Here is a 23,859-nt window from a genome sequence, read left to right on the forward strand (position 1 = left end):
CTTCGAAGTGGAAAAGGTACTGCACGTGACTGTATGGGGCTATAGCTCAGCTGGGAGAGCGCCTGCCTTGCACGCAGGAGGTCAGCGGTTCGATCCCGCTTAGCTCCACCATATAGTCCGGTATTTCAATACTTCAGAGTATATTGGCGACAGTATGCTGCGAAGTATTTTGCTCTTTAACAATCTGGAACAAGCTGAAAATTGAAACATGACGGCTGAAATTTATCCCTCCGTAGATGTATTGGGATGAAGAGTAACCTGTCATAGAGTCTCTCAAATGTTTGCAGCGCGAACGATGGAAACATCTTCGGGTTGTGAGGTTAAGTGACTAAGCGTACACGGTGGATGCCTAGGCAGTCAGAGGCGATGAAGGGCGTGCTAATCTGCGAAAAGCGTCGGTAAGGTGATATGAACCGTTACAACCGGCGATACCCGAATGGGGAAACCCAGTGTGTTTCGACACACTATCATGTCATGAATACATAGTGGCATGAGGCGAACCGGGGGAACTGAAACATCTAAGTACCCCGAGGAAAAGAAATCAACCGAGATTCCCCCAGTAGCGGCGAGCGAACGGGGAGGAGCCCAGAACCTGAATCGGCTTGTGTGTTAGTGGAAGCGTCTGGAAAGTCGCGCAGCAAAGGGTGATAGCCCCGTACACTAAAATGCACAGGTCGTGAGTTCGATGAGTAGGGCGGGACACGTGACATCCTGTCTGAATATGGGGGGACCATCCTCCAAGGCTAAATACTCCTGACTGACCGATAGTGAACCAGTACCGTGAGGGAAAGGCGAAAAGAACCCCGGCGAGGGGAGTGAAATAGAACCTGAAACCGTGTACGTACAAGCAGTGGGAGCACCTTCGTGGTGTGACTGCGTACCTTTTGTATAATGGGTCAGCGACTTATATTTTGTAGCAAGGTTAACCGTATAGGGGAGCCGTAGGGAAACCGAGTCTTAACTGGGCGAATAGTTGCAAGGTATAGACCCGAAACCCGGTGATCTAGCCATGGGCAGGTTGAAGGTTGGGTAACACTAACTGGAGGACCGAACCGACTAATGTTGAAAAATTAGCGGATGACTTGTGGCTGGGGGTGAAAGGCCAATCAAACCGGGAGATAGCTGGTTCTCCCCGAAAGCTATTTAGGTAGCGCCTCGTGAACTCATCTTCGGGGGTAGAGCACTGTTTCGGCTAGGGGGCCATCCCGGCTTACCAAACCGATGCAAACTCCGAATACCGAAGAATGTTATCACGGGAGACACACGGCGGGTGCTAACGTCCGTCGTGAAGAGGGAAACAACCCAGACCGCCAGCTAAGGTCCCAAAGTCATGGTTAAGTGGGAAACGATGTGGGAAGGCATAGACAGCCAGGATGTTGGCTTAGAAGCAGCCATCATTTAAAGAAAGCGTAATAGCTCACTGGTCGAGTCGGCCTGCGCGGAAGATGTAACGGGGCTAAACCATGCACCGAAGCTGCGGCAGCGACGCTTAGGCGTTGTTGGGTAGGGGAGCGTTCTGTAAGCCGTTGAAGGTGGCCTGTGAGGGTTGCTGGAGGTATCAGAAGTGCGAATGCTGACATAAGTAACGATAAAGCGGGTGAAAAGCCCGCTCGCCGGAAGACCAAGGGTTCCTGTCCAACGTTAATCGGGGCAGGGTGAGTCGACCCCTAAGGCGAGGCTGAAAAGCGTAGTCGATGGGAAACAGGTTAATATTCCTGTACTTGGTGTTACTGCGAAGGGGGGACGGAGAAGGCTAGGCTAGCCGGGCGACGGTTGTCCCGGTTTAAGCGTGTAGGGGGTGTGACCTGGTAAATCCGGTTACATACTAACCCTGAGGCGTGATGACGATGCACTACGGTGCAGAAGTAGTTGATGCCCTGCTTCCAGGAAAAGCCTCTAAGCTCTAGGTAACATTAAATCGTACCCCAAACCGACACAGGTGGTCAGGTAGAGAATACCAAGGCGCTTGAGAGAACTCGGGTGAAGGAACTAGGCAAAATGGTGCCGTAACTTCGGGAGAAGGCACGCTGGCATGTAGGTGAAGTCCTTCGCGGATGGAGCTGAAGCCAGTCGAAGATACCAGCTGGCTGCAACTGTTTAATAAAAACACAGCACTGTGCAAACACGAAAGTGGACGTATACGGTGTGACGCCTGCCCGGTGCTGGAAGGTTAATTGATGGGGTCAGCCGCAAGGCGAAGCTCTTGATCGAAGCCCCAGTAAACGGCGGCCGTAACTATAACGGTCCTAAGGTAGCGAAATTCCTTGTCGGGTAAGTTCCGACCTGCACGAATGGCGTAATGATGGCCAGGCTGTCTCCACCCGAGACTCAGTGAAATTGAACTCGCTGTGAAGATGCAGTGTACCCGCGGCAAGACGGAAAGACCCCGTGAACCTTTACTATAGCTTGACACTGAACATTGAGCCTTGATGTGTAGGATAGGTGGGAGGCTTTGAAGCGTGGACGCCAGTCTGCGTGGAGCCATCCTTGAAATACCACCCTTTAATGTTTGATGTTCTAACTCGGCCCCATAATCTGGGGTGAGGACAGTGTCTGGTGGGTAGTTTGACTGGGGCGGTCTCCTCCCAAAGAGTAACGGAGGAGCACGAAGGTTAGCTAATCACGGTCGGACATCGTGAGGTTAGTGCAAAGGCATAAGCTAGCTTGACTGCGAGAGTGACGGCTCGAGCAGGTACGAAAGTAGGTCTTAGTGATCCGGTGGTTCTGAATGGAAGGGCCATCGCTCAACGGATAAAAGGTACTCCGGGGATAACAGGCTGATACCGCCCAAGAGTTCATATCGACGGCGGTGTTTGGCACCTCGATGTCGGCTCATCACATCCTGGGGCTGAAGTAGGTCCCAAGGGTATGGCTGTTCGCCATTTAAAGTGGTACGCGAGCTGGGTTTAGAACGTCGTGAGACAGTTCGGTCCCTATCTGCCGTGGGCGTTGGAAGATTGAGAGGGGTTGCTCCTAGTACGAGAGGACCGGAGTGAACGCACCACTGGTGTTCGGGTTGTCATGCCAATGGCATTGCCCGGTAGCTAAGTGCGGAAAAGATAAGCGCTGAAAGCATCTAAGCGCGAAACTTGCCTCAAGATGAGTCTTCCCTGGGCCTTTAAGGCCCCTGAAGGAACGTTTAAGACTAAGACGTTGATAGGCTGGGTGTGTAAGTGCAGCGATGCATTGAGCTAACCAGTACTAATGATCCGTGAGGCTTAACCTTACAACACCGAAGGTGTTTTAGAGAGACAAAATCGTCTGGAACGATTTTGAACAACGCGGAGCGTTGGCCCCGAAGGGGTGAGTATCAGGATGATACGAATAATTTTCAGCGAAGTTCCGAGATTGGTTCTGATGGCGACACGGGAGTGGCGCGGTTGGAATGAAACAGAATTTGCCTGGCGGCAATAGCGCGGTGGTCCCACCTGACCCCATGCCGAACTCAGAAGTGAAACGCCGTAGCGCCGATGGTAGTGTGGGGTCTCCCCATGCGAGAGTAGGACACTGCCAGGCATCAAATAAAGCCGAAAGCCCTGAACTGACGTTCAGGGCTTTTTGCTGTGCGTAAAATGAAAAATCCCCGTTGTAATCCACTTCAGCTTTCATCGTACTGTTTAATATTCATCACAAAACCAACGCATTGTTTCTCTGAATGTCAGATATTCTTCGTCCGCTATTAAGTTTGGCTGTTAACTTATAAGTAACAATAAAGTAACAACCAGGGCGGCAGGAAGCCGAACTTCATCATTGCTATGGCTCGGAGAAAACATCATGACAGAAACAACCTCGGCTCTTGGGGATGAGCACGGCGCCGAACAGGGAGCGCTGGATAATAAGAAACGCATTTTTGCTATCGTCGGGGCTTCGTCAGGCAATCTGGTGGAGTGGTTTGATTTTTACGTTTACTCCTTCTGTTCCATTTACTTTGCCGCCTCGTTCTTCCCGGCGGGCAACAGCACGACACAGCTGCTGCAAACCGCCGGAGTATTCGCCGCCGGCTTCTTCATGCGGCCGATCGGCGGTTGGTTATTCGGCTACATCGCTGACAAGCATGGTCGGAAAAACTCAATGCTGATTTCGGTCTGCATGATGTGCGCCGGATCGCTGGTGATTGCCTGCCTGCCGACTTATGAATCGATCGGCAGCTGGGCGCCGGCGCTGCTGTTGATCGCCCGCCTGTTCCAGGGGCTGTCGGTAGGGGGGGAATATGGCACCAGCGCTACCTATATGAGCGAGGTGGCGATCAAGGGCCGACGTGGCTTTTATGCCTCGTTCCAGTATGTCACGCTGATCGGCGGGCAACTGCTGGCGCTGCTGGTCTTGGTGATCCTGCAGCAAATATTGTCCGGCGAAGAACTGAAGGCCTGGGGATGGCGTATTCCGTTTGCCTTGGGGGCGGTGTTGGCGGTGGTGGCGCTGTACCTGCGCCGTTCGCTGAATGAAACCTCCGATGCGAAGACGCGTAACCACAAAGATGCCGGTTCGCTGACGGGACTGTGGAAGAACCGCAAAGCGTTCCTGATGGTGCTGGGCTTTACCGCCGCCGGTTCGCTGACCTTCTACACCTTCACTACCTACATGCAGAAATATCTGGTGAACACCGCCGGTATGGACGCCAAGCTGGCCAGCGCCATCATGACCGTCGCGCTGTTCGTCTTCATGCTGCTGCAGCCGGCGGTCGGCGCGTTCTCGGATAAAATCGGCCGTCGCAGCTCGATGCTGATCTTCTCGGCATTGGCCACCGTGCTGACGGTGCCGATCCTGTTCGCCCTGAAAGAGGTGACCAACCCCTTTATGGCGTTCGGCCTGATCGTGCTGGCGTTGTTCGTCGTCAGCTTTTACACCGCGATCAGCGGGCTGCTTAAAGCCGAGATGTTCCCGCCGGAGGTGCGTGCGCTAGGGGTGGGTTTGTCTTATGCGGTAGCGAATGCCATGTTCGGCGGTTCGGCGGAATATGTCGCGTTGTCGCTTAAATCGTTTGGCGTGGAAAACGCTTTCTTCTGGTACGTTTCCGGCATGTGCCTGCTGGCGTTGCTGGTCTCGCTCCGGTTGCATCGCAAAGGCAAGGAGATACAGCTGTAATAAAAACCCCGGCCTTGGCCGGGGTCAGAGTGCATCTTACAGGATACGGCTAATCAGCCGGTCGATGCGGATACGCCGCAGACGGCGAATCAGCTTACGCACCTTGATCGGATACTGCTGAATGCTTTGCAGCTCCTGATAGTGGCCGACCACGGTGGTGTGAGTGCGGATGCATTCCAGCTCTTTTTGCCGCTGCTCGCGCATTTCCTGCTTGGGATCGTGGATCAGAATGGCGTTTTCCAGATCCAACCGCCAGGCGCGTGGGTTGAGGTTATTGCCGGTGACCAGCTGCCACTCTTCGTCTACCCACATGCCTTTCAGGTGATAGCTGTTATCGCCATCCTTCCACAGACGCACGATCAGCTGGCCGGTATCGACGTAACGCTGCAACCGGCTCAGGAAGCGGCGCAGGTTGATCTCGTACAGGTAGGGCAGCGCGCCGATGATTTTGAACGGTTGGTCTTCCGGAATATAGAAGTCGTTGGCGGTCTTGTCGCCGACGATGATCTCCACCTGTTTGCCCTGGCGCAGCAGATAAATGATGTTGCGCACCAGCAGCGCCGGCAGGTTGAAATAAGGGGTACACAGCGTCAGTTTCTGGTCGGTGCACGACATCAGGTGATGAATGGTTTTATTCAGCATGCTTTGCTTGCCAAGCCCAACCAGCGGCGTCACCGCCAGCTCATCGTTGCCGGCCTTGCCGCGGAAGTGGTAACCGGCGCGGCGCAGGGCGAAACGAAACAGACGAGTCTCGTTTTTGATCTCCGGGCTTTTCGGTCGATCGCTGCGATCGAGGCGCTGTACGGCGCCGGCGGTGAGCAGATGCTGCTTGATGTAATCGATCAGGGTATCGGCCAACACCTCATTGGTGATCAGCTGGTAGCGATCGTAACGGTATTTCTCATGCTGATGCAGATAGACGTCATTGATGCTGGCGCCGCTGTAGATCACGGTATCGTCGACCACAAAGCCCTTCAGATGCAATACGCCCAGCGCTTCGCGGGTATTGACCGGCACGCCGTAGATAGGCACCGATTGCTCCGGATGCTGGCTGGCCATGGCGCAGTACCAGTCGGCGTTGGTATTGGCGGCGGCGGCGCCGATGCGCCCGCGCTGTGCGCGGTGCCAGTCAACCAGCACGCAAATTTCCAGCTCGGGGCGCCGCTGTTTGGCTTGATACAGCGCGTTGAGGACCTCACGCCCGGCGTCGTCATGCTCCAGATACAGGGCCACCAGATAGATGCGTTGGGTGGCGTTGGCGATGGAATCCAGCAGCGTGGTGCGAAAGTCGGACGGCGCGTACAGCGTACGAACATCAGCAACCGTCTGGGGGAGTTTGGGCAGTTGTGCAAGGTGTTGTTGATGTTTGCTACGTTTAAATTTTGACAACATCACAGTGCGCTTCTTCTCTCATGATTGATGGCCGGAACGCCACAGGCTTAAAAACAATAAACCGAATAATCGGGCGATAATACCATTAGTTGCCTCGATTGTGCGTATGTTTTGGCGTTAAGTGGTGGATTCGTAGCGCATTGCGACGCAGGTCACTGCGCGTCGGCGGCCTGCAGCGGCAGCGTCAGATTGACGATGCCGTCCTCAAGCTGCACCTCGATGCCAAAGCCCAGCCGCTGCGCCAGTGCGATCATGCCGCGGTTATTCGGCATGGTAATGCCGCTCAGGCGGGTCAGGCCATGAGCGCGCGCATAGGCGATCATTTTCTCCAGCAGCTGACGGCCCAAGCCCACGCCTTTCAGATCGGAACGCACCAGCACGGCGAACTCGGCGTCGGTGTTGTCCGGATCGGACAGCGCGCGGGTCACGCCGATGATCTCGTCTGCGCGCACCGCCACAAAGGCCATTTCTCGATCGTAGTCGATCTGCGTCATGTTGGCCAAATCGTCATGGGTAAACTCGTTGATCTCGCTGAAGTAGCGATAATAGAGGTCTTCCTTGGTCACTCGGTCGATGAAATGCTTCAGCGCCGGCTCGTCTTCCGGCAGGATCGGGCGGAACAGGCATTGGCTGCCGTCTTTCAGCGCGATGGTCTCTTCCAACTCGTGCGGATAAGGGCGGATCGCCAGCCGCGCCTGAGGATCGCCGCTGAACGGCGCGAGCTGCATCGAAACGTCCAGCAGGGTAAATTCGCTGCCGGAGGCCAACACCGGGTGAATATCCAGCCGGGCGATCTCCGGGCAGTCGAGGATCAGGTTGGAGACCTGCACCAGCAGGCGGCTTAGTCCAGGGATATCCAAAGGCCGCAGCGCGCTGCGCCCGCGGATCTTGCCGCCTTTCACCGCCTGCAGCACCAGATAACGCGCCAGCGCCATGTTCAGCGGCGGCAGCGCGACCGCCACCTGATTTTCCTGGCGCCACTCTACGCCGCCTTCGCCCAACATGATCAGCGGGCCAAAAATCGCATCCTGCTCTACCGCGATGCGCAGCTCCTGGGCGCCGGCACGGTTGGCCATGCTCTGCACCAACAGGCCATGGATGCGTGCCTGAGGGTAGGTGCGCTTCACGCGATCGAGGATCGCTTCCGCCGCGCGCTGTACTTCGGTCGCGGTGCGCAGGTAGAGCATGACGCCCTGAACTTCCGATTTGTGCGGGATATCCGGCGAACGCAGCTTCAGCGCCACCGGGTAGCCGATCTGTTCGGCGATATGTACCGCTTCGGCGCTGTCTTCAGCGATCCAGGTTGGCAGGGTGCTCAGGTCATAGGCCTGAAGAATGGATTGCACCTCGTGGGTATCCAACTGGGTGGCGCCTTCGGCCAGAGCCTGATGGATCAACCGGTGGGCATCGGCGGTGTTGGCGGTCAGGCCGATCGGCAGCGCCGGCGTCTCCTTCAGCTGCTTCTGGTTACGGCGGTATTCCACCATATGCATAAAGGCGGTCACCGCGCCTTCCGGCGTGCGGTAGGTGGGAATGGCGGCCTCGGTAAACAGCCGGCGCGCCTCTTGCGAAGAGTATTCGCCGCACCAGTTGGTCAGCAGCGTGATGCGCTTGCCGCGCGCATGGCGGTGCAGCGCGTCGATCAGCCGTTCCGCCGTGGCGGTGCCCGGTGCCGCCGCGCTCGGCGCATGGATCAGCAGCAGCGCGTCATAGTCGTGGCTGTCGAGCAGCGCTTCGATAGCCGCCAGGAAGCGCTGCGGCGTGGCATCATCGCGCAGGTCGAGCGGGTTGCCGGCGCGGATGAAATCCGGCAGCGCATCGGTCAGTTTCGCCAGGCTCTCATCGCTCAGCGTCGCCAGTTTGCCGTTGCGCCCGAGCAGTTCGTCCAGCGCCATCGCCGCCGGCGCCGCCCCGTTGCTGACGATCATCAACCGTTCCCCTCGCAGCGGATGCATATGGCTGAGGGTTTCCACTGCCGAGAACAGTTCATGGGTATCCTGCACGCGCAGCAGGCCGGCGCGCTGGATGGCGGCGTCATAGGCGGCGTCCAGCCCCAGCTGGCTATTGAGCAAGAGTTGCGCCTGTTGGCTGCGGCCGCTTTTGATCACCAGAATGGGCTTGTTGCGTGAGGCGCTGCGCGAGGCGGAGAGAAAGCGCCGTGCGTCGCTGATGTTTTCCAGATACAGCAGGATGGCGCTGGTCTTGCTGTCGCGCGCCAAAAAGTCGAGCAGGTCGTCGACGTCGATGTCCAGGCTGTCGCCCAGCGCGATGAAGTAGGAGAAGCCGACTTCGCGCTGCTGCGCCCAGTCGAGAATGGTGTTGGCCACGGCGGCGGACTGCGAGATAAACGCCAGCTTGCCCTTTTGGATCGGCACCGGCGAGAAGCTGGCGTTGATGCCCTGCCACGGTGCCAGCAGCCCCAGGCTGTTGGGGCCCAACAGCCGCATGGCGTAGCGCTGCGCGCAGGCCTTCAGCTCGGCGAACTGTTCCGGCGGCGAAGAGAGTACGATGGCGGCTTTGCAGCCGCGTTGGCCCAGCGCTTCAATCAGCGCCAAATTGCGTTTGGCGTGGGTGCAGATGATCGCCAGATCCGGCGTCAGCGGCAGGCTGGCGACGTCGGGGTAGGCCATCACGCCGCATACCGCCTTGTAGCGCGGCGTGACCGGCAAGATGGGCCCGCCGAAACCGCCTGCCAGCAGGTTGCTCATCATCAGGTTGCCGGCGCGGCCGGGCTGCTGCGAAGCACCCAGCACGGCGATCGATTTTGGACGTAGTAGCGCTTCTAACCCTCGCTGGCTCATGCACGGCTCCTTTATATCCGTCATCCTTCAAAAGACAGGGGTGTTGGCTGCCCTCTCTCACCCAGGTCACTTAGTTAACTAAGCTCCCAGGGATTCGTTCAGTTGCCGCCTACCTGTCTTTTGAATGCTATTGGCTATAGGCAACGTTACGCCTGATTTTAGGCGCTTTATGGCTACATTGCTGTGACCGGTGCCTCCGGCCGGGTCGGTTTTCCCGCCAGATACTGTTGACGGAAATAGCGGAAATGCTGATTCAATCCGTCGGCGGCCGGCAGATCGCCCGCCTGTTGCAGCAGAGCGGCGGCCACTTCCGCCGTGCAGTGTTGCTCGGCGCGGCTGGCTTCACGCAGCTGGTAGTCCGATGCGGCGTCGACGTTGAGGGAAAACACCGGGAATTGATTGAGATACGGGCTTTTACGGAACATTTTGCGCGCCTCCGCCCAGGTGCCGTCCAGCATGATGAACAGCGGCGGTTTACCGCCGACGGGCAGTTCGCTGAACACCGGCCGTTCGGCGTCGGCGTAGGACGCGGGGAACACTACATAAGGCTGCCGCGTCGGATCGTTGATGGCCGCCAGCAGGGCGGGATCGACCTCGGTACGCGACCAGAGGAACGCCTGGGTGTCCGGCAGGATATCGGCGATCAGGCGGCCGGTGTTGCTGGGCTTGAGCGGCTCAGCGCCGAACATGATCAGGCAGAAACGGCTGCCGGCCTGCTGCGGGCGAATGGTGTCGCACAGGCAGTTTTTATGCGGCAGCAGGCAACCCTGACAACGCGCCACCCGGCAACCGCGCGCCAGAAAGGGGCGGGTGGCGCGGTCTAAACGGAACTGGCGCAGGCGAAGTACGGCGTTGTCGGTCATAACGATCCTGGGGAAAAACCGCCATTGTAACGCAGAAAAAAGCCCGCCGGGAGGGGCGGGCTCGATCGGGGCGCGTTCGCGCGCGATGGCGGGATACGGCCTATACTTGCCGAATCACACTAACTCGTTGAGCCAGTTGTCAAACGGCGCTTTTGGCATCGCGCCGTTGAGCATGTCGACCATCTTGCCCTGACGGAACACCATGATGGTCGGGATGCTGCGGATGCGGAAACGGGCGCTCAGCTCCGGCTCGGCTTCGGTATTCACTTTCACGAAGCGCACTTTGCCGGCGCGCTCTTCGGCCACGTCTTCAAAGATCGGCGCAAAGCTGCGGCATGGGCCGCACCACGGCGCCCAGAAATCGACCACGACCGGCAGATCGTCCTGCAGCAACTGGTCCAGCGTGGCGGCGGTGGCGTTGATCACTTCACCGTCGAAGAGCTCATGGCCGCAGCGGCCGCATTTCGCGTTGTCCGCCAGACGTTCTTCCGGTACGCGGTTGGTGGCATTGCAAGCTGCACAAACTGTATTCATGTTGACCTCGGGTACAGAGAAAGCATGGTCCCCGCAACGCGGTTGCGGAGATGTTTCTTTAATGCTGACAATTATCGGCAAAACCCGGCGCGTGAACAATGAGGTTTGTTCAATGGATGTGATAGTTGGGAGCTTTTAGCGCAAGTTGGTGGCTTCGTGCACCAACATCAGGTAATCTTCGCGCCCTGCGCGTTGGTGGAGAAGACAATGAACGATTCATTTAGTGGCAAGAACGGTAAAGTCAAAGTGATGTACGTCCGCAATGACGACGACAATGGCGATGACCGCAACAAGAATAAACGTCCGGCCGGCAAAGGCCGTCCGGCTGACGGTGCGCGCTCGGGCCGCGCTGGTCAAGACAAGGCGCGTGGCGGCAACGATCGCCGCGGCGCCGACTCCCGCCGCAGTGAAAGCGATCGTCCTCGCCGTCCGGCGCGCACTGAAGATCGCGGTGGCAACGAGTCACCGTGGAGAACCGTCTCGCGTGCGCCGAATGAAGAGCCGGCGTTCGATCACGGCGGTATCAGCGGCAAAAGCTTTATCGATCCGGAACAGCTGCGCCGTCAGCGCGCGGAAGAAACCCGCGTTTACGGTGAAAACGCCTGTCAGGCGCTGTTCGCCAGCCGCCCGGAAGCGATCGTGCGCGCCTGGTTCGTGCAGTCGGTCACCCCACGCTTCCGTGAAGCGCTGCGCTGGATGGCGGCTAACCGCAAAGCCTACCACGTGGTGGATGAGGAAGAGCTGGCCAAGGCTTCCGGTACCGAGCACCACGGCGGCGTCTGCTTCCTGATCAAAAAGCGTCAGGGCCTGGATGCGCAGACCTACCTGAAAACCGCACCGGCGACCGACTGCGTATTGGCGCTGGAAGAAGTGGGCAACCCGCATAACCTGGGTGCCATCGTCCGTTCGTGCGCCCACTTCGGCGTCAACGGCGTGCTGCTGCAGGATCCGGCGCTGCTGGAATCCGGCGCGGCGGTGCGTACCGCAGAAGGCGGCGCGGAGCATATCAAGGCGATCAACGCCGATGACTTCCTGTCGGTGCTGGATACCTTCCGCAAGGCGGGTTACACCATCGTCACGACCTCGAGCCACAAAGGCACCGCGCTGGCGCAGGCCAAGCTGCCAGCCAAGATGGTGCTGGTGCTGGGCCAGGAACGCGACGGTCTGAGCGACAGCGCCTGGCAGCAGGGCGACATGAGCGTCTCGATCGGCGGCACCGGTAAAGTGGAAAGCCTGAACGTTTCCGTGGCGACCGGCATTCTGCTGGCGGACTGGTGGCGTCAGAATCAGGCGTAATCTGTTCTACGTCGGATAAAAAAACGGGCGCCTCAGGGCGCCCGTTTCGTTTATTGAAGCTTAGTGGGCGCCACCGCCCCCACCGCCGCCGGAGCTGAACGGCGGTTTCGCCACCCATACCAGCACCAGCAGCACCAGGAACACCCCGGCCGACAGCCAGAAGATCTCGTTGGCGGAGATGATCAGGCCCTGCGCGGTGATCTCGTTGGCGATATACGCCGACGCCTGCTGCTTGCTCATGCCAAGCTGCTCCAACTGCCGGTACATCTCCTGCGACTGCGGGTTGTACGGATTGACGAACTCCGTGAGTTGCGAATGGTGCTGTGATTCGCGCTGCGTCCACAGGGTGGTGGTGATCGAGGTACCGATCGAACCCGCCAGCGTTCGCGTAAAGTTCGACAGGCTCGATGCCGCCGCCATGCGTTCCGGCGGCAGGCCGGACAGCGTGATGGTGGTCAACGGCATGAAGAAGCAGGCGATGGCGAACCCCTGGACGAACTGCGGCCAGGCCGAAGCGCCGAAGTCCATGCCCGGTTCAAACGTATAGGCGCGCCAGTAGAAGCACACGGCATACATGATGAAGCTGAAGGTCACCAGCTTGCGCATGTCGAGCCGGTTGCCGAACTTACCGATGATCGGCGACAGCAGCACCGGGATCAGCCCGACCGGCGCCGACGCCAGCCCCGCCCAGGTGGCGGTATAGCCGTACACCTCTTGCAGCAGCTGCGGCAACAGCACGATGGCGCCGAAGTACAGCATGTAGGCCAGGCTGATGCACAGGCAGCCGATGGTGAAGTTGCGCGACTTGAACAGCGACAGATCCACCACCGGGTGGTCGTCCGTCAGCTCCCAGACCACCAGGAACAGCAACGCCACGACCGCCACGACGGTCAGGGTGATGATCTCGGTCGAGTTGAACCAGTCCAGCTCCTTGCCCTGATCGAGCATCACCTGCAGCGAACCGATGCCGACGATCAGCAGCACCAGGCCGACCGTATCGATCGGTTTGATCTCGGTTTTGGTTTCTCGCCCCTTCAGCGTCGCCATCGCCGCCATAATAACGAAGGCGCCGATCGGGATGTTGATGAAGAAGATCCAACCCCAATGGTAGTTGTCGCTGATGTAACCGCCGAGGATCGGCCCGAAGATCGGCGCGACGATAACGGTCATCGACCAGAGCGCCAGGGCCATCGCTCGCTTGGCGGGCGGGTAGTTGTTCAGCAACAGGCTCTGCGACAGCGGGATCAGCGGCCCGGCCACCACGCCCTGGATCACGCGGAAGAAGATCAGCATGCCGAGGCTGTTGGAGATGCCGCACAGCCAGGAGGCAATGACGAACAGCGCGGTGGACCAGAGGAACAGCCGCACTTCACCGATGCGCTTCGCCAGCCAGCCGGTGATCGGGATCGAGATGGCGTTTGCCACGCCGAACGAGGTGATCACCCAGGTGCCCTGCGAGTTGGAAGACCCGAGGTTACCGGCAATGGTGGGGATCGCCACGTTGGCGATGGTAGAGTCCAGCACCTGCATGAAGGTCGCCATGGCGAGCGCGACCGTCATCCAGGCGAGCTGGGCGCCTTCAAGCGGTTTCTGTGGCAAGATGGCCTCCCGCGCGCTTAGCCGGCGTTCGCATGGATCACGTCGGCGATCAGCTGGTTAACCGGCGCCAGATTCAACGCCAGCGCGTCGCTCTGGTACAGCGGTTTGTCGCGCACCACGTCGGCCAGCACGCGGCCGTCCAGGTTGGCGGTGTCGACGGTCACCAGCGTAGAAAGACCGATGCGCAGCGGATGATCCGCCACTTGCTTGGCGTCGAGCTCAATACGCACCGGCAGACGTTGCACCACTTTGATCCAGTTACCGGTGGCGTTCTGGGCCGGCAGCAGCGAGAAGGCGCTGCCGGTGCCCATGTCGATACCGGCCACTTTGCCCTGATACACCACGTCGTCGCCGTAGACGTCGCTGACCACCGTCGCCGACTGGCCGATACGCATGTTGGCGATCTGGGTTTCCTTGAAGTTGGCGTCAACCCAGATGTGATCGGCCGGCACCACCGCCATCAGCGGCGAACCGGCGGCGATCTGCGCGCCGACCTGCACGCTGCGGCGTGAGACATAACCGGTAATGGGGCTGATCACTTTGGTTCGTTGCAGCGCCAGCCAGGCATCGCGCATCTGCGCGGCGGCCTGTTGGATCGCCGGCTGCTGTTCCAGCGGGGTATTCAGTACCATCGCCTGGTTGGCGTTGTATTGCTGCACCGCCACTTCCAGCGCGGCCTTGGCGCTGTCGACTGCATCGCGAGCGTGTTGCAGCTCTTCGCGGCCGATGGCGTCAACGCTGCCCAGCACCACGCGGCGTTTCAGATCGTTCTCGGCCTTGCTCAGATCGGTCTTGCGCAGGGCGATGTTGGCCTGATACTGCTTGCTGTTGATGATCAGCTGGTGGGTCTGACGCACGCTGTTGGCCAGGCCGGTTTTGGCGCGTTCAAACGCCTGCTCGGCATCGGTCGGATCGAGCGTCAGCAGCACGTCGCCCTGCTTGACGTAGTCGGTGTTGTCAAAATTGACGCTGTTCACGCTGCCGGACACCTGAGCCATGATCTGCACCTGGTTGCCGGAGACGTAGGCGTCGTCGGTTTCCTGGTGATGACGCAGCACCAGGAACCAATACACTAAGTAAGCCACCCCTATAACAATGAAAATAACCGTCAGCAACAGCAGCCAAAATTTACGCTGCTTCTTTTTGCCGCTCGGCTGCTGCGGGTTTTGGATTTCCGCGCTTGCGCTCATGGTGTTCTCCAAGCCTTATATTATTATGCTTTCGAATCCGCTGCGGCCGGGGCCTGATAGCCACCCCCCAGCGCGCGGATCAGTCCTATCTTCGCCTGCAGTAAATTACTGCTGGCATTCAACTCCGCCTGTTGCTGCTGCAATAGCTGCGTCTGGCTGGTCAACAGATCGTCGCGCCCGATAATCCCTGCCTGGTAACGGGCGTTGGCGACCTGATACACCTGTTGCATCGACTGGGCCGCGGACGCCGCCTGCAGCTGCTGTTGCGCAGAACTCTGCTGGATGGTGATGGCGTCGGCGGTTTCCTGTACCGCATTCAGGATGGTTTGGTTATAGGATTCCACCGCTTCGTCATACAGCGCGGATTCCTCGCCCAGCTTGCTGCGCAGCGCCCCGGCGTGGAAGATCGGCAGCGAAATCGCCGGCATCACGTTCCAGGCCTGGCTGGCCGCTTCAAACAGGTTCGGGTTGGTGCCACCGACATTGGTGGTCATCAGACCGGCGAAGGCTGAAATGGTCAGGCTGGGGTAAAACTCTTTGCGTGCGGCGCTGACGCGCTGGCTGTAGGACTCCACCAGCTGGCGTTGCGCGGCGATGTCCGGGCGTTTGCCCAGCAGATCCGCCGTCAGCTCGCCCTGCGGCGCCATCAGGTTGTCTGCGGGCAGCGGCACCTGACGCAGGTGCTGCATGGCGTTTGGCCCCTGGCCCGCCAGCGCGGCGAGCTGGTGTCTGAGCTGCTCGATCTGCGATTGCAGCTGCAGGATCTGCTGCTTGGCGACGTCGGACTGCGCCTGAGTTTGTTGCGGCACGTCGACGCCGGTCAGACCGGCCTGATAGCGCTGTTGGCGCAGCGCGGTCAGGCGCTCATTGTTGTTCACTTCCTGCTGCAGCAGCTTCTCGAGCGCCAGATTGCTCTGCAGCTGGTAGTAGGCGGACGCCACAGAACTGGTCAGCGTCAGCGCCGCCTGTTCCTGCTCGGCGCGCGCGGCGTTGACCTGCGCCTTGGCGGCGTTCACCTGGTTGCGGTATTTACCCCACCAGTCGAATTCATACGCCAAATTTAACCCCAGTGAGTTGGAGCTTTCATAGATAGGTTTTTGTGGATACCCCAGCCCCATATTGACGTTTTGCGGTATGCGCTGGCGCTGGGTGCTGGCGTTCAGATCCAGGTTCGGCCCGTTGGCGGCGTTGGCTTCGCCCACCACGCTCTGCGCTTCGCGCACGCGGGCGGCGGCCTGACGCAGGGTCGGCGAGCTTTGCAGCGTCTGCGTCATCAACGTGTCCAACTGCGGATCCTTGAGGGCGCGCCACCACTGCGGGCTGACGGCCAGCGAACTGACCTTCGGCTGAGCCAACTGCAGGCTCTGCGGATCCATCAGCGTGGATTGCGGGGCAATATTATCGGTCGAAGCACACCCGGCCAGCAGCAACACGGCGAACAGCGGGGTGAATCTCCAGTTGAATGGGGATCGCATAAGTAGGTACCTGAACAGAAATTGTGAATTAGGATAACTGTTCTGTGATTTCCATTTGATCCAGACGTGCCAGCAATTTGCGCGTCAGCTGTTCCAGCTGTTTTTGCTCATCGTCGGTCAGCGTGGACCACAGGAAATGCAGACATTGGTGCTGCGGCGGCAGCAGTTGACTGAGAAATTCTTCCCCCTGCGGCGTCAGATGCAGATGCAGGCAGCGGCGATCGTTGTCGCTTTCCCGGCGCTCGATCCAACCGCGTTTCTCCAGCTCGTCGGCGATGCGGGTTGCATTGGTGCGCGAGGAGCCTAAGGCAGAGCTTAGCTCAGAAGGTTGGATGCTGTGGCTTTCCTGCGCATCCAGGGTGATCAGCGCCATAAACAGTGTTTCGTTAATCCCCTGCGCCTTCAGCATCTTGTTGCGGTTTTCCAGCAGCTTGCCTTGCATGTGCATGCACAGGCGGGTCAGCAGGATTTCCTGATACGGGAAATCTTTCTGCCGGGTGGCGCGGAAATTCAGCATTTGTTCTATGGGGGCAAACGAGCTTTCCATAATTTAGGGCCTCATTAATTTCGTTCGAGATAGTAACGACGGTGACTAATAATGTAAATGTTCAGCCGTGTGGATAATTTAGCAATTCGTGTCATTTGTCAGTGTTTGTAAAGATGTGGCGCATAAAAACGCCGAAGTGAAGCCAAACGATCGGGAGCGGCGTCAGCCCGGACCGAAAAGCATTAACAGCTTTAATGTGATGCCAAAGGCTGCCGCGCCGAGCAGCGTCGACAGAATGATGCTTTTGCTGCGGTAGAAGCACAGCGCCAGCGCGGCGAAGCCTGCCAACGTGGGCAGCAGCTTATCCGGTTCGCGCATCACCACCGGCGTGCTGGAGACCACCAGCAGGGCGCAGATCGAGGCGATGCCGATGCTGTCGAGCAATAGGGCGGCTCTACCGCGTTTGAGGCCGGGCTGGGCGCGCGCCGGCGCCAGCCGCAGCGGCAGATAACGGAACAGGTAATTGGCGCACCCCACCACCAGACCGATCACCAGCACATCAGTGTTCATGGTTGGCCTCCGCAGGCGCGGGCTGGAACAGGGCGGCGACGCAACCGGCGCCGATGCCGGCCAAAATGGCGGCCGGGATGGAGAACAGCACCACACCGAGCAGCGCGCCGGCCAATGAGGCAGCAATGGTCAGGCTCTGCGGACGCCGGAAGGCGGCCAACAGGAAGCTGAGAAACAGCGCCGGCAGCATGAAGGCCAGCGAGGCCTCGATCACCGGGAACTGCTCCAGCGGGCCGTTGCCGAACAGCGCGCCGAGCGCGGTGCCGGCTACCCAGGAAAGCCAGGAACAGAGCGCGATGCCCAGCATCCAGTTTTCGCTCCAGCTGCGGTTATTGCGCATCAGCTTGGCGGTCGCGGCGGCGAAGACCTCATCGGTCAGGCCAAAGGCCCATATCGCCGTTTTGCCGGGCGACATGCGCGAGACGATACGGTGACGCAGCGCCGGGCCGTACAGCAGGTGGCGCACGTCCATCGCCATCACCGTCAGCGCGGAGACCCACAGCGACATGCCAGCACTCAGCAGGGCGGTGATCACGAATTGGCTGGCGCCGGCGTAGATGATGCAGGAGAAGAAAATGCTTTCCAGCGGGGAAAAGCCCAGCTTGACGGCGCTGAGGCCGAAGGCGAACGCCACCGGGACATACCCGATGACGATCGGCAAACTGTCGACGACGCCGTTGGCGAAGGTGGCGCTGACGGCGGGCGGATTGAGGCTGTCTGCAGCTTGGCTTTGCATGGTTGTGGGTCGCAGGGTAGATAGGACTTCAATAGTTTATGCCCAGAACATTACCAGAGAGTAAGTAATGTTTATACCCTGCACCGCTAATAAATTTCTTAAGTTACTATTTGCACGATAATCAGATTGTCGCCGGCCCCTGCGGATCGTGGTGCTTGCCGAGCCACCAGGTCAGCAGGTTGAGCAGGCATAGCACCCCGCCGGCGGTGGCCACGCCGTACCAGCCGGCATGCTGATAGGCCGAGGCGGAGAGCAGTGAACCGAGGGCGCCGCCGATAAAGTAGCTGGTCATGTAGCCGGCGGTCAGGCGGTTGCGCGCGTCCGGCATGATGCGGTACATCACGCTCTGGTTGGTGACGTGCACCGCCTGCACCGCCAGATCGAGGATCAGAATGCCGGCGATCAGCGCCCACAGCGATTGTTTGGCCAATGCGATAGGGATCCAGGACAGCAGCAGCAGCACCAGGCCGACGGTGGTGGTCAACCCGGCCTTGCCTTTGTCCGCCAGATGACCGGCGCGCGAAGCGGCCAGCGCACCGGCGGCGCCCACCAGGCCGAACAGCCCGATCACCCCCTCGGAATAGTTGAATGGCGGCGCGGCGAGCAGGAAGGCCATTGAGGTCCAGAGCACGCTGAAGTTGGCGAACGACAGGGCCCCGAGGATGGCGCGGGTGCGCAGCAGCGGCGTGCGGCAGAACAGGCTGAAAATCGAGGCCAGCAGCTGCGGATAGTTCAGCCCGGAGTGTTGCTTATAGCGCGGCAGTGCGCGCCACAGGATCAGCGCCATCAGGATCATCAGCACGCTGGCGACCCAGTAGATGGTGCGCCAGCCGCCGAACGATGCCAGCGCGCCCGCGACGGTTCGCGCCAGCAGGATGCCGAGCAGCAGGCCACTCATAATGATGCCGACGGTCTTGCCGCGCTTTTCCGGGTGGGCCAGCGTGGCGGCCAGCGGCACCAGGATCTGCGCCACCACCGAGAACAGCCCGGTGAGCGCGGTGCCGAGGATCATCATCGGCAGCGTGGCGGAAGTGGCGGTGATCAGCATGCCTCCGGCGGCCAGCAGCGTCATGAAAACGATCAGGCCGCGGCGTTCGAACATGTCGCCGAGCGGCACCAGCAGCAGCAGGCCGGTGGCGTAACCGAGCTGCGCGGCGGTGACGATAAAGCCGGCCTGGTTGACCGACAGGTTGAAACCGGTGGCGATGGTTTCCAGCAGCGGTTGCGCGTAATAGTTGCTGGCGACCGCCAGACCGGTTGCGATGGCAATCAGCACGGTCAGCGCCGGACTGAGGCCCGGATGGGCGTTTTGTTGGTTCATGTTTTTTTCATCACGGGAAGAAGATAGCGCGCAGTATCCGGCAACGCGTCTGCGGAAACCAATGTATAATTTTCATTTGATTTATCTCATTTCAAGATAGATGCCATGAACCTGAAACAGATCCGCTATGCGCTGGCGGTGGCGGAAGAACAGAGTTTCACCCGGGCGGCGCAGCGTTGCCATACGGTGCAGTCGGCGCTCAGCCACCAGATCGCCAAACTGGAAGAAGAGCTGGGCTGTACGCTGTTTGAGCGCACCTCGCGCCGGGTGCGGTTGACCCCCGCCGGCCAGGCTTTCATTCCGTCGGCGCAGCGCCTGTTGGCGGCGCAGCAGGCGCTGGTGGAAGAGGTGACCGCCGCCGGCGATGCGGTGTCCGGCACCCTGACCATCGGCACGATTTCAACCATAAACGCGATTGATCTGACCGAAAAGCTCGACAAGTTTCATCGCCACTATCCGGCGGTGAACATCCGCCTGTACGTTGGCATGAGCGAAGCCCTGCTGGAGGATGTGCGTCAGCAGAAGTGCGATATGGCGTTCGTCGGCATCTGGCCCGGCGATGTCGATCTGCTGCCGATGTCGCACCGGCAGTTGACCGATGAGCCACTGGTGGCGCTGGTGGCGCCGCAGCACCCGCTGGCCAACCGCGAGCGGGTTAACCTGCAGGCGCTGGCGGAAGTGCCGCTGGTGGATTTCTACAGCGGCACCGGTGCGCGACGCCAAACCGATCGCGCCTTCCAGGCGGCGGGTATCCGCCGGCACGTCAGTTTTGAAATCGATCATATCGAATGGCTGGAGAATCTGGTGCGGCGCGGATTGGCGGCGGGTATCGTACCTGTTTCGACCGCGCAACGCTTAAGCGCGCTGGTGTCGATTCCGATTGAAGACGGGCCGCGGCGCCAGGTGTACTGCATCTGGCCGCAGCCCTTGTCGAATGCCGCCGCACGTTTTTTACAGTTCAGCGGCATCGATATGGCGGGGTAGGGGCGCGGCAAAGGCGGCGCCCCGAACGATTACGACTTCGCCGCTTCGGCGGCGGTTTTCACCCAGCCGTCGAAGGTCGCCTGGTGCGCCTTGATCCAGCCGTTAACGTGGTTCTGGATATCGGCTTCCGAAGCCTGGCCTTCATGCATGCGCAGGTTTTGCGCGTTGATGTCGGCGATCGGCAGCTTCATGATGGCGAACAGCTTGGCGGCCGCCGGATTGGCTTCGGCCCACTGCTTGTTGGCGGTGATGCGCATGGTGTTGACCGGGAAGCCGTAGTTGGCGCCGTTAGGCAGCTTGGTGTCGACGTTCTTCTGCTCGCCCGGCAGCGAAGAGAATGGCACCTGCAGCCAGACCACGTCGCGGCCCGGCACCATCACATCGCTGACCCAGTACGGTGTCCAGGTGTAATACAGCACCGGTTTGCCCTCTTTGTAGCGGGTGATGGTGTCGGCGATCATCGCCGCGTAGTTGCCCTGGTTGTGCTCGACGGTATTGCTCAGGCCATAGGCCTTGATGTGGTGGTTGATCACCGCTTCGCAGCCCCAACCCGGGGTGCAGCCAGTCAGATCGGCCTTGCCGTCGCCGTTGGTGTCGAACAGCTTGGCGATCTTGGGATCCTTGAGCTGCTCGACGTTGGTGATGTGATACTGCTCGGCGGTTTTCTTGTCGATCAGGTAACCCTGCGCGGCGCCGTTGACGTAGACGCCTTCGCGGTAGAACTTGGCGTCGCCGCCGGCGGCCTTGTACTGATCGGCGTGCAGCGGGTCCCAGTTGACCGCGATAAAGGTCGCGTCGCCGGAGGCGATCGAGGTGTAGGCAACGTTGTAATCCACTTCACGCGGTTCCTTCACGTCGTAACCCAATTTCTCCAGCGCCTTGCTGACCAGCAGCGTCTGGAAAGTCTCTTCGGAAATGGTGCTTTGCACCGGCTGAACCGTGATCCCCTTGCCGGGTAAATCTGCTGCGCTCACGCTCTGTGAGCCAATCAGCGTCGTCAGGGCGAGAGCCCAGATGCCCGTAGTGCGCATAGTGTTTCCCCTTTTTTCGATGTGGTGGTGTCATAGCCCGCCGGGGCCGCAGCCGCCGGCGGGAAAAGCGTCAGGCTTGTTTGATGAACGGGCGAGTCAGCAACCCGATGGGGCCGCGGCGATACCAGCGGCCGATGCCCTTGCTGCGGCGATCGCGCCCCAGCGATTGGGTGAGGCGATCGAGAATGATCGCCAGGATCACGATGCCGACCCCGCCGACGGCGGCCAGGCCCATGTCCAGCCGGCCGATGCCGCGCAGCACCATCTGCCCCAGACCGCCGACGGCGATCATCGAGGCAATGACGACCATCGACAGCGCCAACATCAGCGTCTGGTTCACGCCGGCCATGATGGTCGGCATCGCCAGCGGCAGCTGCACCTTGAACAACAGCTGGCGCGGGCTGGCGCCGAAGGATTCGGCGGCCTCGATCAGATCTTCTGGCACCTGCTTGATGCCCAGAATGGTCAGGCGCACGATCGGCGGCAGCGCGAAGATAATGGTCACCACCACGCCCGGCACGTTGCCGATGCCGAACAGCATGACGATCGGCACCAGATAGACGAAGGCCGGGGTGGTTTGCATCGCGTCGAGCAGCGGCCTTATCACCTTGGCGGCGTGTTTGCTGCGCGCCAGCCAGATGCCGAGCGGCAGGCCGATAAGGATGCAGAAGAACAGCGCGGTCAGCACCAGCGCCAGCGTGACCATGGCCTGCGACCAGGCACCGATGGCGCCGATGGCGACCAGGGAGAGCAGCGTCGCGGCGCCCATGCCGAGGCCCGAGACCTGCCAGGCGAGCAGCGAGAACACCAAAATGGCGATCGGGGCCGGCATGCCCAGCAGCAATTGCTGGAAACCGCTCAGGATCATGTCGACCGGCACGCGGATGCCCTGGAACAGCGGGCGGAAGTGCAGCACCAGCCAGTCGATGCCTTGCGTGACCCAGGTATCGAACGGCACCCAGGCTTTGTGGAACGGATCGAGCAGGCTGAAGTGCTCCGGCTGTGCCGGGGCACTGCTGAGCCAATCGGCGCCTGACGCGGCGGCGTCATGGGCGGCCGGCGGCGGCGCGCTGGACCAGGCGTCGCCGGCGTTGGCGGCGGCATCGTGAGCGGGTGCGGCGCCGGTATCGGCCGGTGCGGTAGCCCAGGGATCTTGGGTTTGCGTGGTATCACTCATTGGCGGAGCCCTCCTTGTCCAACGCCTGCAGCAGCATGGCCTTGGAGATGATGCCGAGATAGTTATGTTCTTCGCATACCACCGGCACCGCGCACGGAGCCTGGGCGACCAGGGAGATCAGATCGCTGAGCGGCGTGTCGGCCGGCACGGCGGCGGGGGCCTCGAGCAGGGCATCGTCCAGCGTTTGATTGGCGGACAGCGCCTTTTTCAGCGACTCTATCGACACCACGCCGATAAATTTCTTCCCGCGTTCAACCACATAACCATAATCACGGTCCTCATCGCGCAGCAGCTGCAGCGCCGATCGGGGGCCAAAACCGGGGGTTTTGCGGATCAGCGTTACCGGGCGCCGTTGGGCGATATCCTTGGCGCTGAACACATGGCTGATGTCCACGCCGCGGAAGAAGGTGCGCACATAGTCATTGGCCGGGTTGTTCAGGATTTCGTCCGGCGTGCCGACCTGGATCACTTCACCGCCCTGCATGATGGCAATGCGATCGCCGATGCGCATCGCCTCATCCAGATCGTGGGAAATAAATACGATGGTGCGCTGATGCTGGGCCTGTAATTTCACCAGCTCATCCTGCATTTCGGTGCGAATTAACGGATCGAGCGCCGAGAAGGCTTCGTCCATCAATAATATATCCGGATCGTTGGCCATCGCGCGGGCTAATCCTACGCGCTGACGCATGCCGCCGGATAATTCATCCGGATAAGACAGCGCGTAATTCTCCAGTCCGACCTGACGCAGGGCATCCAGCGCTTTTTCCTGGCGCTCCTGCAGCGGTATGCCGGCTAATTCCATACCGAAAGCGGTATTATTCAGGACATTCATGTGCGGCATTAGCGCGAATGACTGAAATACCATGCTGATCTTATTTCGCCGCACGGTGCGCAGCGCGGCGTCGGATATTTTGGCGATGTCCTCACCGTCGATCAGAACCTGACCGCGAGTGGGTTCTATCAGACGATTGAGAAGGCGTACCAGGGTGGACTTGCCGGAACCGGAGAGCCCCATGATGACAAATATCTCGCCTTCTTCAATGGCCAGAGTGGCGTCTTTTACGCCGAGCGATAAGCCGGTTTTTTCAAACAGCCGATCTTTTGTCAGGCCTTTATCCAGCAGTTTGAATGCGCGTTCCGGGTGTTCGCCAAATATCTTATACAGGTTCTTTACTTCGAGTTTAATTGCCATGCAATTTGCTGTTTCCTCTGGTTTAATTAACGCGATATGAGCTGTCCTTAGCAAAATAAAAGAGCTTTTTACCCTAACACAGTGAATATCTGAGACAACCCTGAATGTCGTTTAAATGGGATA

17 protein-coding genes, 1 tRNA gene and 2 rRNA genes are annotated in these 23,859 nt (G+C 59.7%); 6 read left to right on the forward strand and 14 right to left on the reverse strand.

All coding sequences use genetic code 11. The features are described 5' to 3' along the window. The first annotated feature begins 35 nt into the window (after window positions 1–35). The 4 genes from FHU12_RS01640 to FHU12_RS01655 all read left to right on the forward strand — a co-directional run bounded on the left by FHU12_RS01640 (window position 36) and on the right by FHU12_RS01655 (window position 5,085). Window positions 36–111: transfer RNA gene (locus FHU12_RS01640), tRNA-Ala, on the forward strand. A 207-nt stretch (window positions 112–318) separates the two neighbouring features. Then, window positions 319–3,226, forward strand: a 23S ribosomal RNA gene (locus FHU12_RS01645). Window positions 3,227–3,400: 174 nt separating this feature from the next. Beyond that, window positions 3,401–3,516 (forward strand): 5S ribosomal RNA (gene rrf / locus FHU12_RS01650). A 258-nt stretch (window positions 3,517–3,774) separates the two neighbouring features. Beyond that, the gene (locus tag FHU12_RS01655) at window positions 3,775–5,085 is read left to right on the forward strand and encodes an MFS family transporter (RefSeq protein ID WP_141967010.1); all 1,311 of its coding nucleotides are present in this window, start codon (window positions 3,775–3,777) and stop codon (window positions 5,083–5,085) included. Window positions 5,086–5,121: 36 nt separating this feature from the next. Here the strand turns inward: FHU12_RS01655 and pssA are convergent, their stop codons facing one another. From pssA to trxC, 4 genes are all read right to left on the reverse strand, one after another. Then, window positions 5,122–6,477 (reverse strand): CDP-diacylglycerol--serine O-phosphatidyltransferase, encoded by a 1,356-nt coding sequence (pssA, locus tag FHU12_RS01660; protein ID WP_185742264.1) that lies wholly within the window; start codon window positions 6,475–6,477, stop codon window positions 5,122–5,124. A gap of 152 nt (window positions 6,478–6,629) precedes the next feature. Then, window positions 6,630–9,278, reverse strand: coding sequence for a bifunctional acetate--CoA ligase family protein/GNAT family N-acetyltransferase (locus FHU12_RS01665; protein ID WP_141967014.1), 2,649 nt, complete (start codon window positions 9,276–9,278; stop codon window positions 6,630–6,632). A 173-nt stretch (window positions 9,279–9,451) separates the two neighbouring features. Next, the gene (locus FHU12_RS01670; RefSeq protein WP_141967016.1) at window positions 9,452–10,141 is read right to left on the reverse strand and encodes a tRNA-uridine aminocarboxypropyltransferase; all 690 of its coding nucleotides are present in this window, start codon (window positions 10,139–10,141) and stop codon (window positions 9,452–9,454) included. A 114-nt stretch (window positions 10,142–10,255) separates the two neighbouring features. Next, window positions 10,256–10,675 carry a thioredoxin TrxC gene (gene trxC, locus FHU12_RS01675; RefSeq protein ID WP_004928868.1) on the reverse strand — a complete coding sequence of 140 codons (420 nt, stop codon included), beginning with the start codon at window positions 10,673–10,675 and terminating at the stop codon, window positions 10,256–10,258. A gap of 207 nt (window positions 10,676–10,882) precedes the next feature. On the opposite strand from trxC, the gene FHU12_RS01680 reads away from it, so the two are divergent. Continuing rightward, complete coding sequence (locus tag FHU12_RS01680; protein WP_141967018.1) at window positions 10,883–11,971, forward strand: tRNA/rRNA methyltransferase; 1,089 nt, start codon at window positions 10,883–10,885, stop codon at window positions 11,969–11,971. Between the two features lie 60 nt (window positions 11,972–12,031). Here the strand turns inward: FHU12_RS01680 and emrB are convergent, their stop codons facing one another. The 7 genes from emrB to FHU12_RS01715 form a co-directional block, all read right to left on the reverse strand. Beyond that, window positions 12,032–13,570, reverse strand: coding sequence for a multidrug efflux MFS transporter permease subunit EmrB (emrB, locus tag FHU12_RS01685; RefSeq protein WP_063990642.1), 1,539 nt, complete (start codon window positions 13,568–13,570; stop codon window positions 12,032–12,034). 17 nt (window positions 13,571–13,587) lie between these two features. Then, the gene (emrA, locus tag FHU12_RS01690; RefSeq protein WP_063990641.1) at window positions 13,588–14,760 is read right to left on the reverse strand and encodes a multidrug efflux MFS transporter periplasmic adaptor subunit EmrA; all 1,173 of its coding nucleotides are present in this window, start codon (window positions 14,758–14,760) and stop codon (window positions 13,588–13,590) included. A gap of 23 nt (window positions 14,761–14,783) precedes the next feature. After that, a complete protein-coding gene (locus tag FHU12_RS01695; RefSeq protein ID WP_141967020.1) occupies window positions 14,784–16,235 on the reverse strand; it encodes an efflux transporter outer membrane subunit in 1,452 nt (483 codons plus the stop codon). Window positions 16,236–16,263: 28 nt separating this feature from the next. Continuing rightward, complete coding sequence (gene mprA / locus FHU12_RS01700; protein ID WP_025160249.1) at window positions 16,264–16,782, reverse strand: transcriptional repressor MprA; 519 nt, start codon at window positions 16,780–16,782, stop codon at window positions 16,264–16,266. Window positions 16,783–16,944: 162 nt separating this feature from the next. Continuing rightward, window positions 16,945–17,292, reverse strand: a complete 348-nt coding sequence (gene ygaH, locus FHU12_RS01705) for an L-valine transporter subunit YgaH (protein ID WP_141967022.1) — start codon at window positions 17,290–17,292, stop codon at window positions 16,945–16,947. Then, window positions 17,282–18,028 (reverse strand): AzlC family ABC transporter permease, encoded by a 747-nt coding sequence (locus FHU12_RS01710; RefSeq protein WP_141967024.1) that lies wholly within the window; start codon window positions 18,026–18,028, stop codon window positions 17,282–17,284. Before FHU12_RS01710 ends, ygaH begins: the two co-directional genes overlap by 11 nt. Window positions 18,029–18,149: 121 nt before the next feature. After that, window positions 18,150–19,349, reverse strand: a complete 1,200-nt coding sequence (locus tag FHU12_RS01715; RefSeq protein ID WP_141967026.1) for an MFS transporter — start codon at window positions 19,347–19,349, stop codon at window positions 18,150–18,152. 105 nt (window positions 19,350–19,454) lie between these two features. Here FHU12_RS01715 and FHU12_RS01720 point away from each other — a divergent pair, with 105 nt between their 5' ends. Next, window positions 19,455–20,333, forward strand: coding sequence for a LysR family transcriptional regulator (locus tag FHU12_RS01720; protein ID WP_016929849.1), 879 nt, complete (start codon window positions 19,455–19,457; stop codon window positions 20,331–20,333). A gap of 29 nt (window positions 20,334–20,362) precedes the next feature. On the opposite strand, the gene proX is transcribed toward FHU12_RS01720, so the two are convergent. The 3 genes from proX to proV all read right to left on the reverse strand — a co-directional run bounded on the left by proX (window position 20,363) and on the right by proV (window position 23,736). After that, entirely contained in the window at window positions 20,363–21,364 is a 1,002-nt protein-coding gene (proX, locus tag FHU12_RS01725; RefSeq protein WP_141967029.1) for a glycine betaine/L-proline ABC transporter substrate-binding protein ProX, read from the reverse strand. Between the two features lie 70 nt (window positions 21,365–21,434). Next, window positions 21,435–22,541, reverse strand: coding sequence for a glycine betaine/L-proline ABC transporter permease ProW (gene proW, locus FHU12_RS01730; RefSeq protein ID WP_141967031.1), 1,107 nt, complete (start codon window positions 22,539–22,541; stop codon window positions 21,435–21,437). Next, on the reverse strand, window positions 22,534–23,736 hold the full coding sequence (gene proV / locus FHU12_RS01735; RefSeq protein WP_141967032.1) for a glycine betaine/L-proline ABC transporter ATP-binding protein ProV: 1,203 nt from the start codon (window positions 23,734–23,736) through the stop codon (window positions 22,534–22,536). The genes proW and proV overlap by 8 nt, the downstream gene beginning before the upstream one ends. Window positions 23,737–23,859: the final 123 nt, after the last annotated feature.

The sequence above is a fragment of the Serratia marcescens genome (assembly GCF_006715005.1).
In the GTDB taxonomy this organism is placed as follows: Bacteria; Pseudomonadota; Gammaproteobacteria; order Enterobacterales; family Enterobacteriaceae; genus Serratia; species Serratia montpellierensis.

What these genes read in the sequence shown, in the direction of transcription:
- proV (WP_141967032.1), bottom strand. Translation starts at nt 23,736, where the DNA reads ATGGCAATTAAACTCGAAGTAAAGAACCTGTATAAGATATTTGGCGAA.
- proW (WP_141967031.1), bottom strand. Translation starts at nt 22,541, where the DNA reads ATGAGTGATACCACGCAAACCCAAGATCCCTGGGCTACCGCACCGGCC.
- FHU12_RS01665 (WP_141967014.1), bottom strand. Translation starts at nt 9,278, where the DNA reads ATGAGCCAGCGAGGGTTAGAAGCGCTACTACGTCCAAAATCGATCGCC.
- FHU12_RS01720 (WP_016929849.1), top strand. Translation starts at nt 19,455, where the DNA reads ATGAACCTGAAACAGATCCGCTATGCGCTGGCGGTGGCGGAAGAACAG.
- pssA (WP_185742264.1), bottom strand. Translation starts at nt 6,477, where the DNA reads ATGTTGTCAAAATTTAAACGTAGCAAACATCAACAACACCTTGCACAA.
- emrA (WP_063990641.1), bottom strand. Translation starts at nt 14,760, where the DNA reads ATGAGCGCAAGCGCGGAAATCCAAAACCCGCAGCAGCCGAGCGGCAAA.
- proX (WP_141967029.1), bottom strand. Translation starts at nt 21,364, where the DNA reads ATGCGCACTACGGGCATCTGGGCTCTCGCCCTGACGACGCTGATTGGC.
- mprA (WP_025160249.1), bottom strand. Translation starts at nt 16,782, where the DNA reads ATGGAAAGCTCGTTTGCCCCCATAGAACAAATGCTGAATTTCCGCGCC.
- FHU12_RS01715 (WP_141967026.1), bottom strand. Translation starts at nt 19,349, where the DNA reads ATGAACCAACAAAACGCCCATCCGGGCCTCAGTCCGGCGCTGACCGTG.
- FHU12_RS01655 (WP_141967010.1), top strand. Translation starts at nt 3,775, where the DNA reads ATGACAGAAACAACCTCGGCTCTTGGGGATGAGCACGGCGCCGAACAG.
- FHU12_RS01695 (WP_141967020.1), bottom strand. Translation starts at nt 16,235, where the DNA reads ATGCGATCCCCATTCAACTGGAGATTCACCCCGCTGTTCGCCGTGTTG.
- FHU12_RS01670 (WP_141967016.1), bottom strand. Translation starts at nt 10,141, where the DNA reads ATGACCGACAACGCCGTACTTCGCCTGCGCCAGTTCCGTTTAGACCGC.
- ygaH (WP_141967022.1), bottom strand. Translation starts at nt 17,292, where the DNA reads ATGAACACTGATGTGCTGGTGATCGGTCTGGTGGTGGGGTGCGCCAAT.
- FHU12_RS01710 (WP_141967024.1), bottom strand. Translation starts at nt 18,028, where the DNA reads ATGCAAAGCCAAGCTGCAGACAGCCTCAATCCGCCCGCCGTCAGCGCC.
- trxC (WP_004928868.1), bottom strand. Translation starts at nt 10,675, where the DNA reads ATGAATACAGTTTGTGCAGCTTGCAATGCCACCAACCGCGTACCGGAA.
- FHU12_RS01680 (WP_141967018.1), top strand. Translation starts at nt 10,883, where the DNA reads ATGAACGATTCATTTAGTGGCAAGAACGGTAAAGTCAAAGTGATGTAC.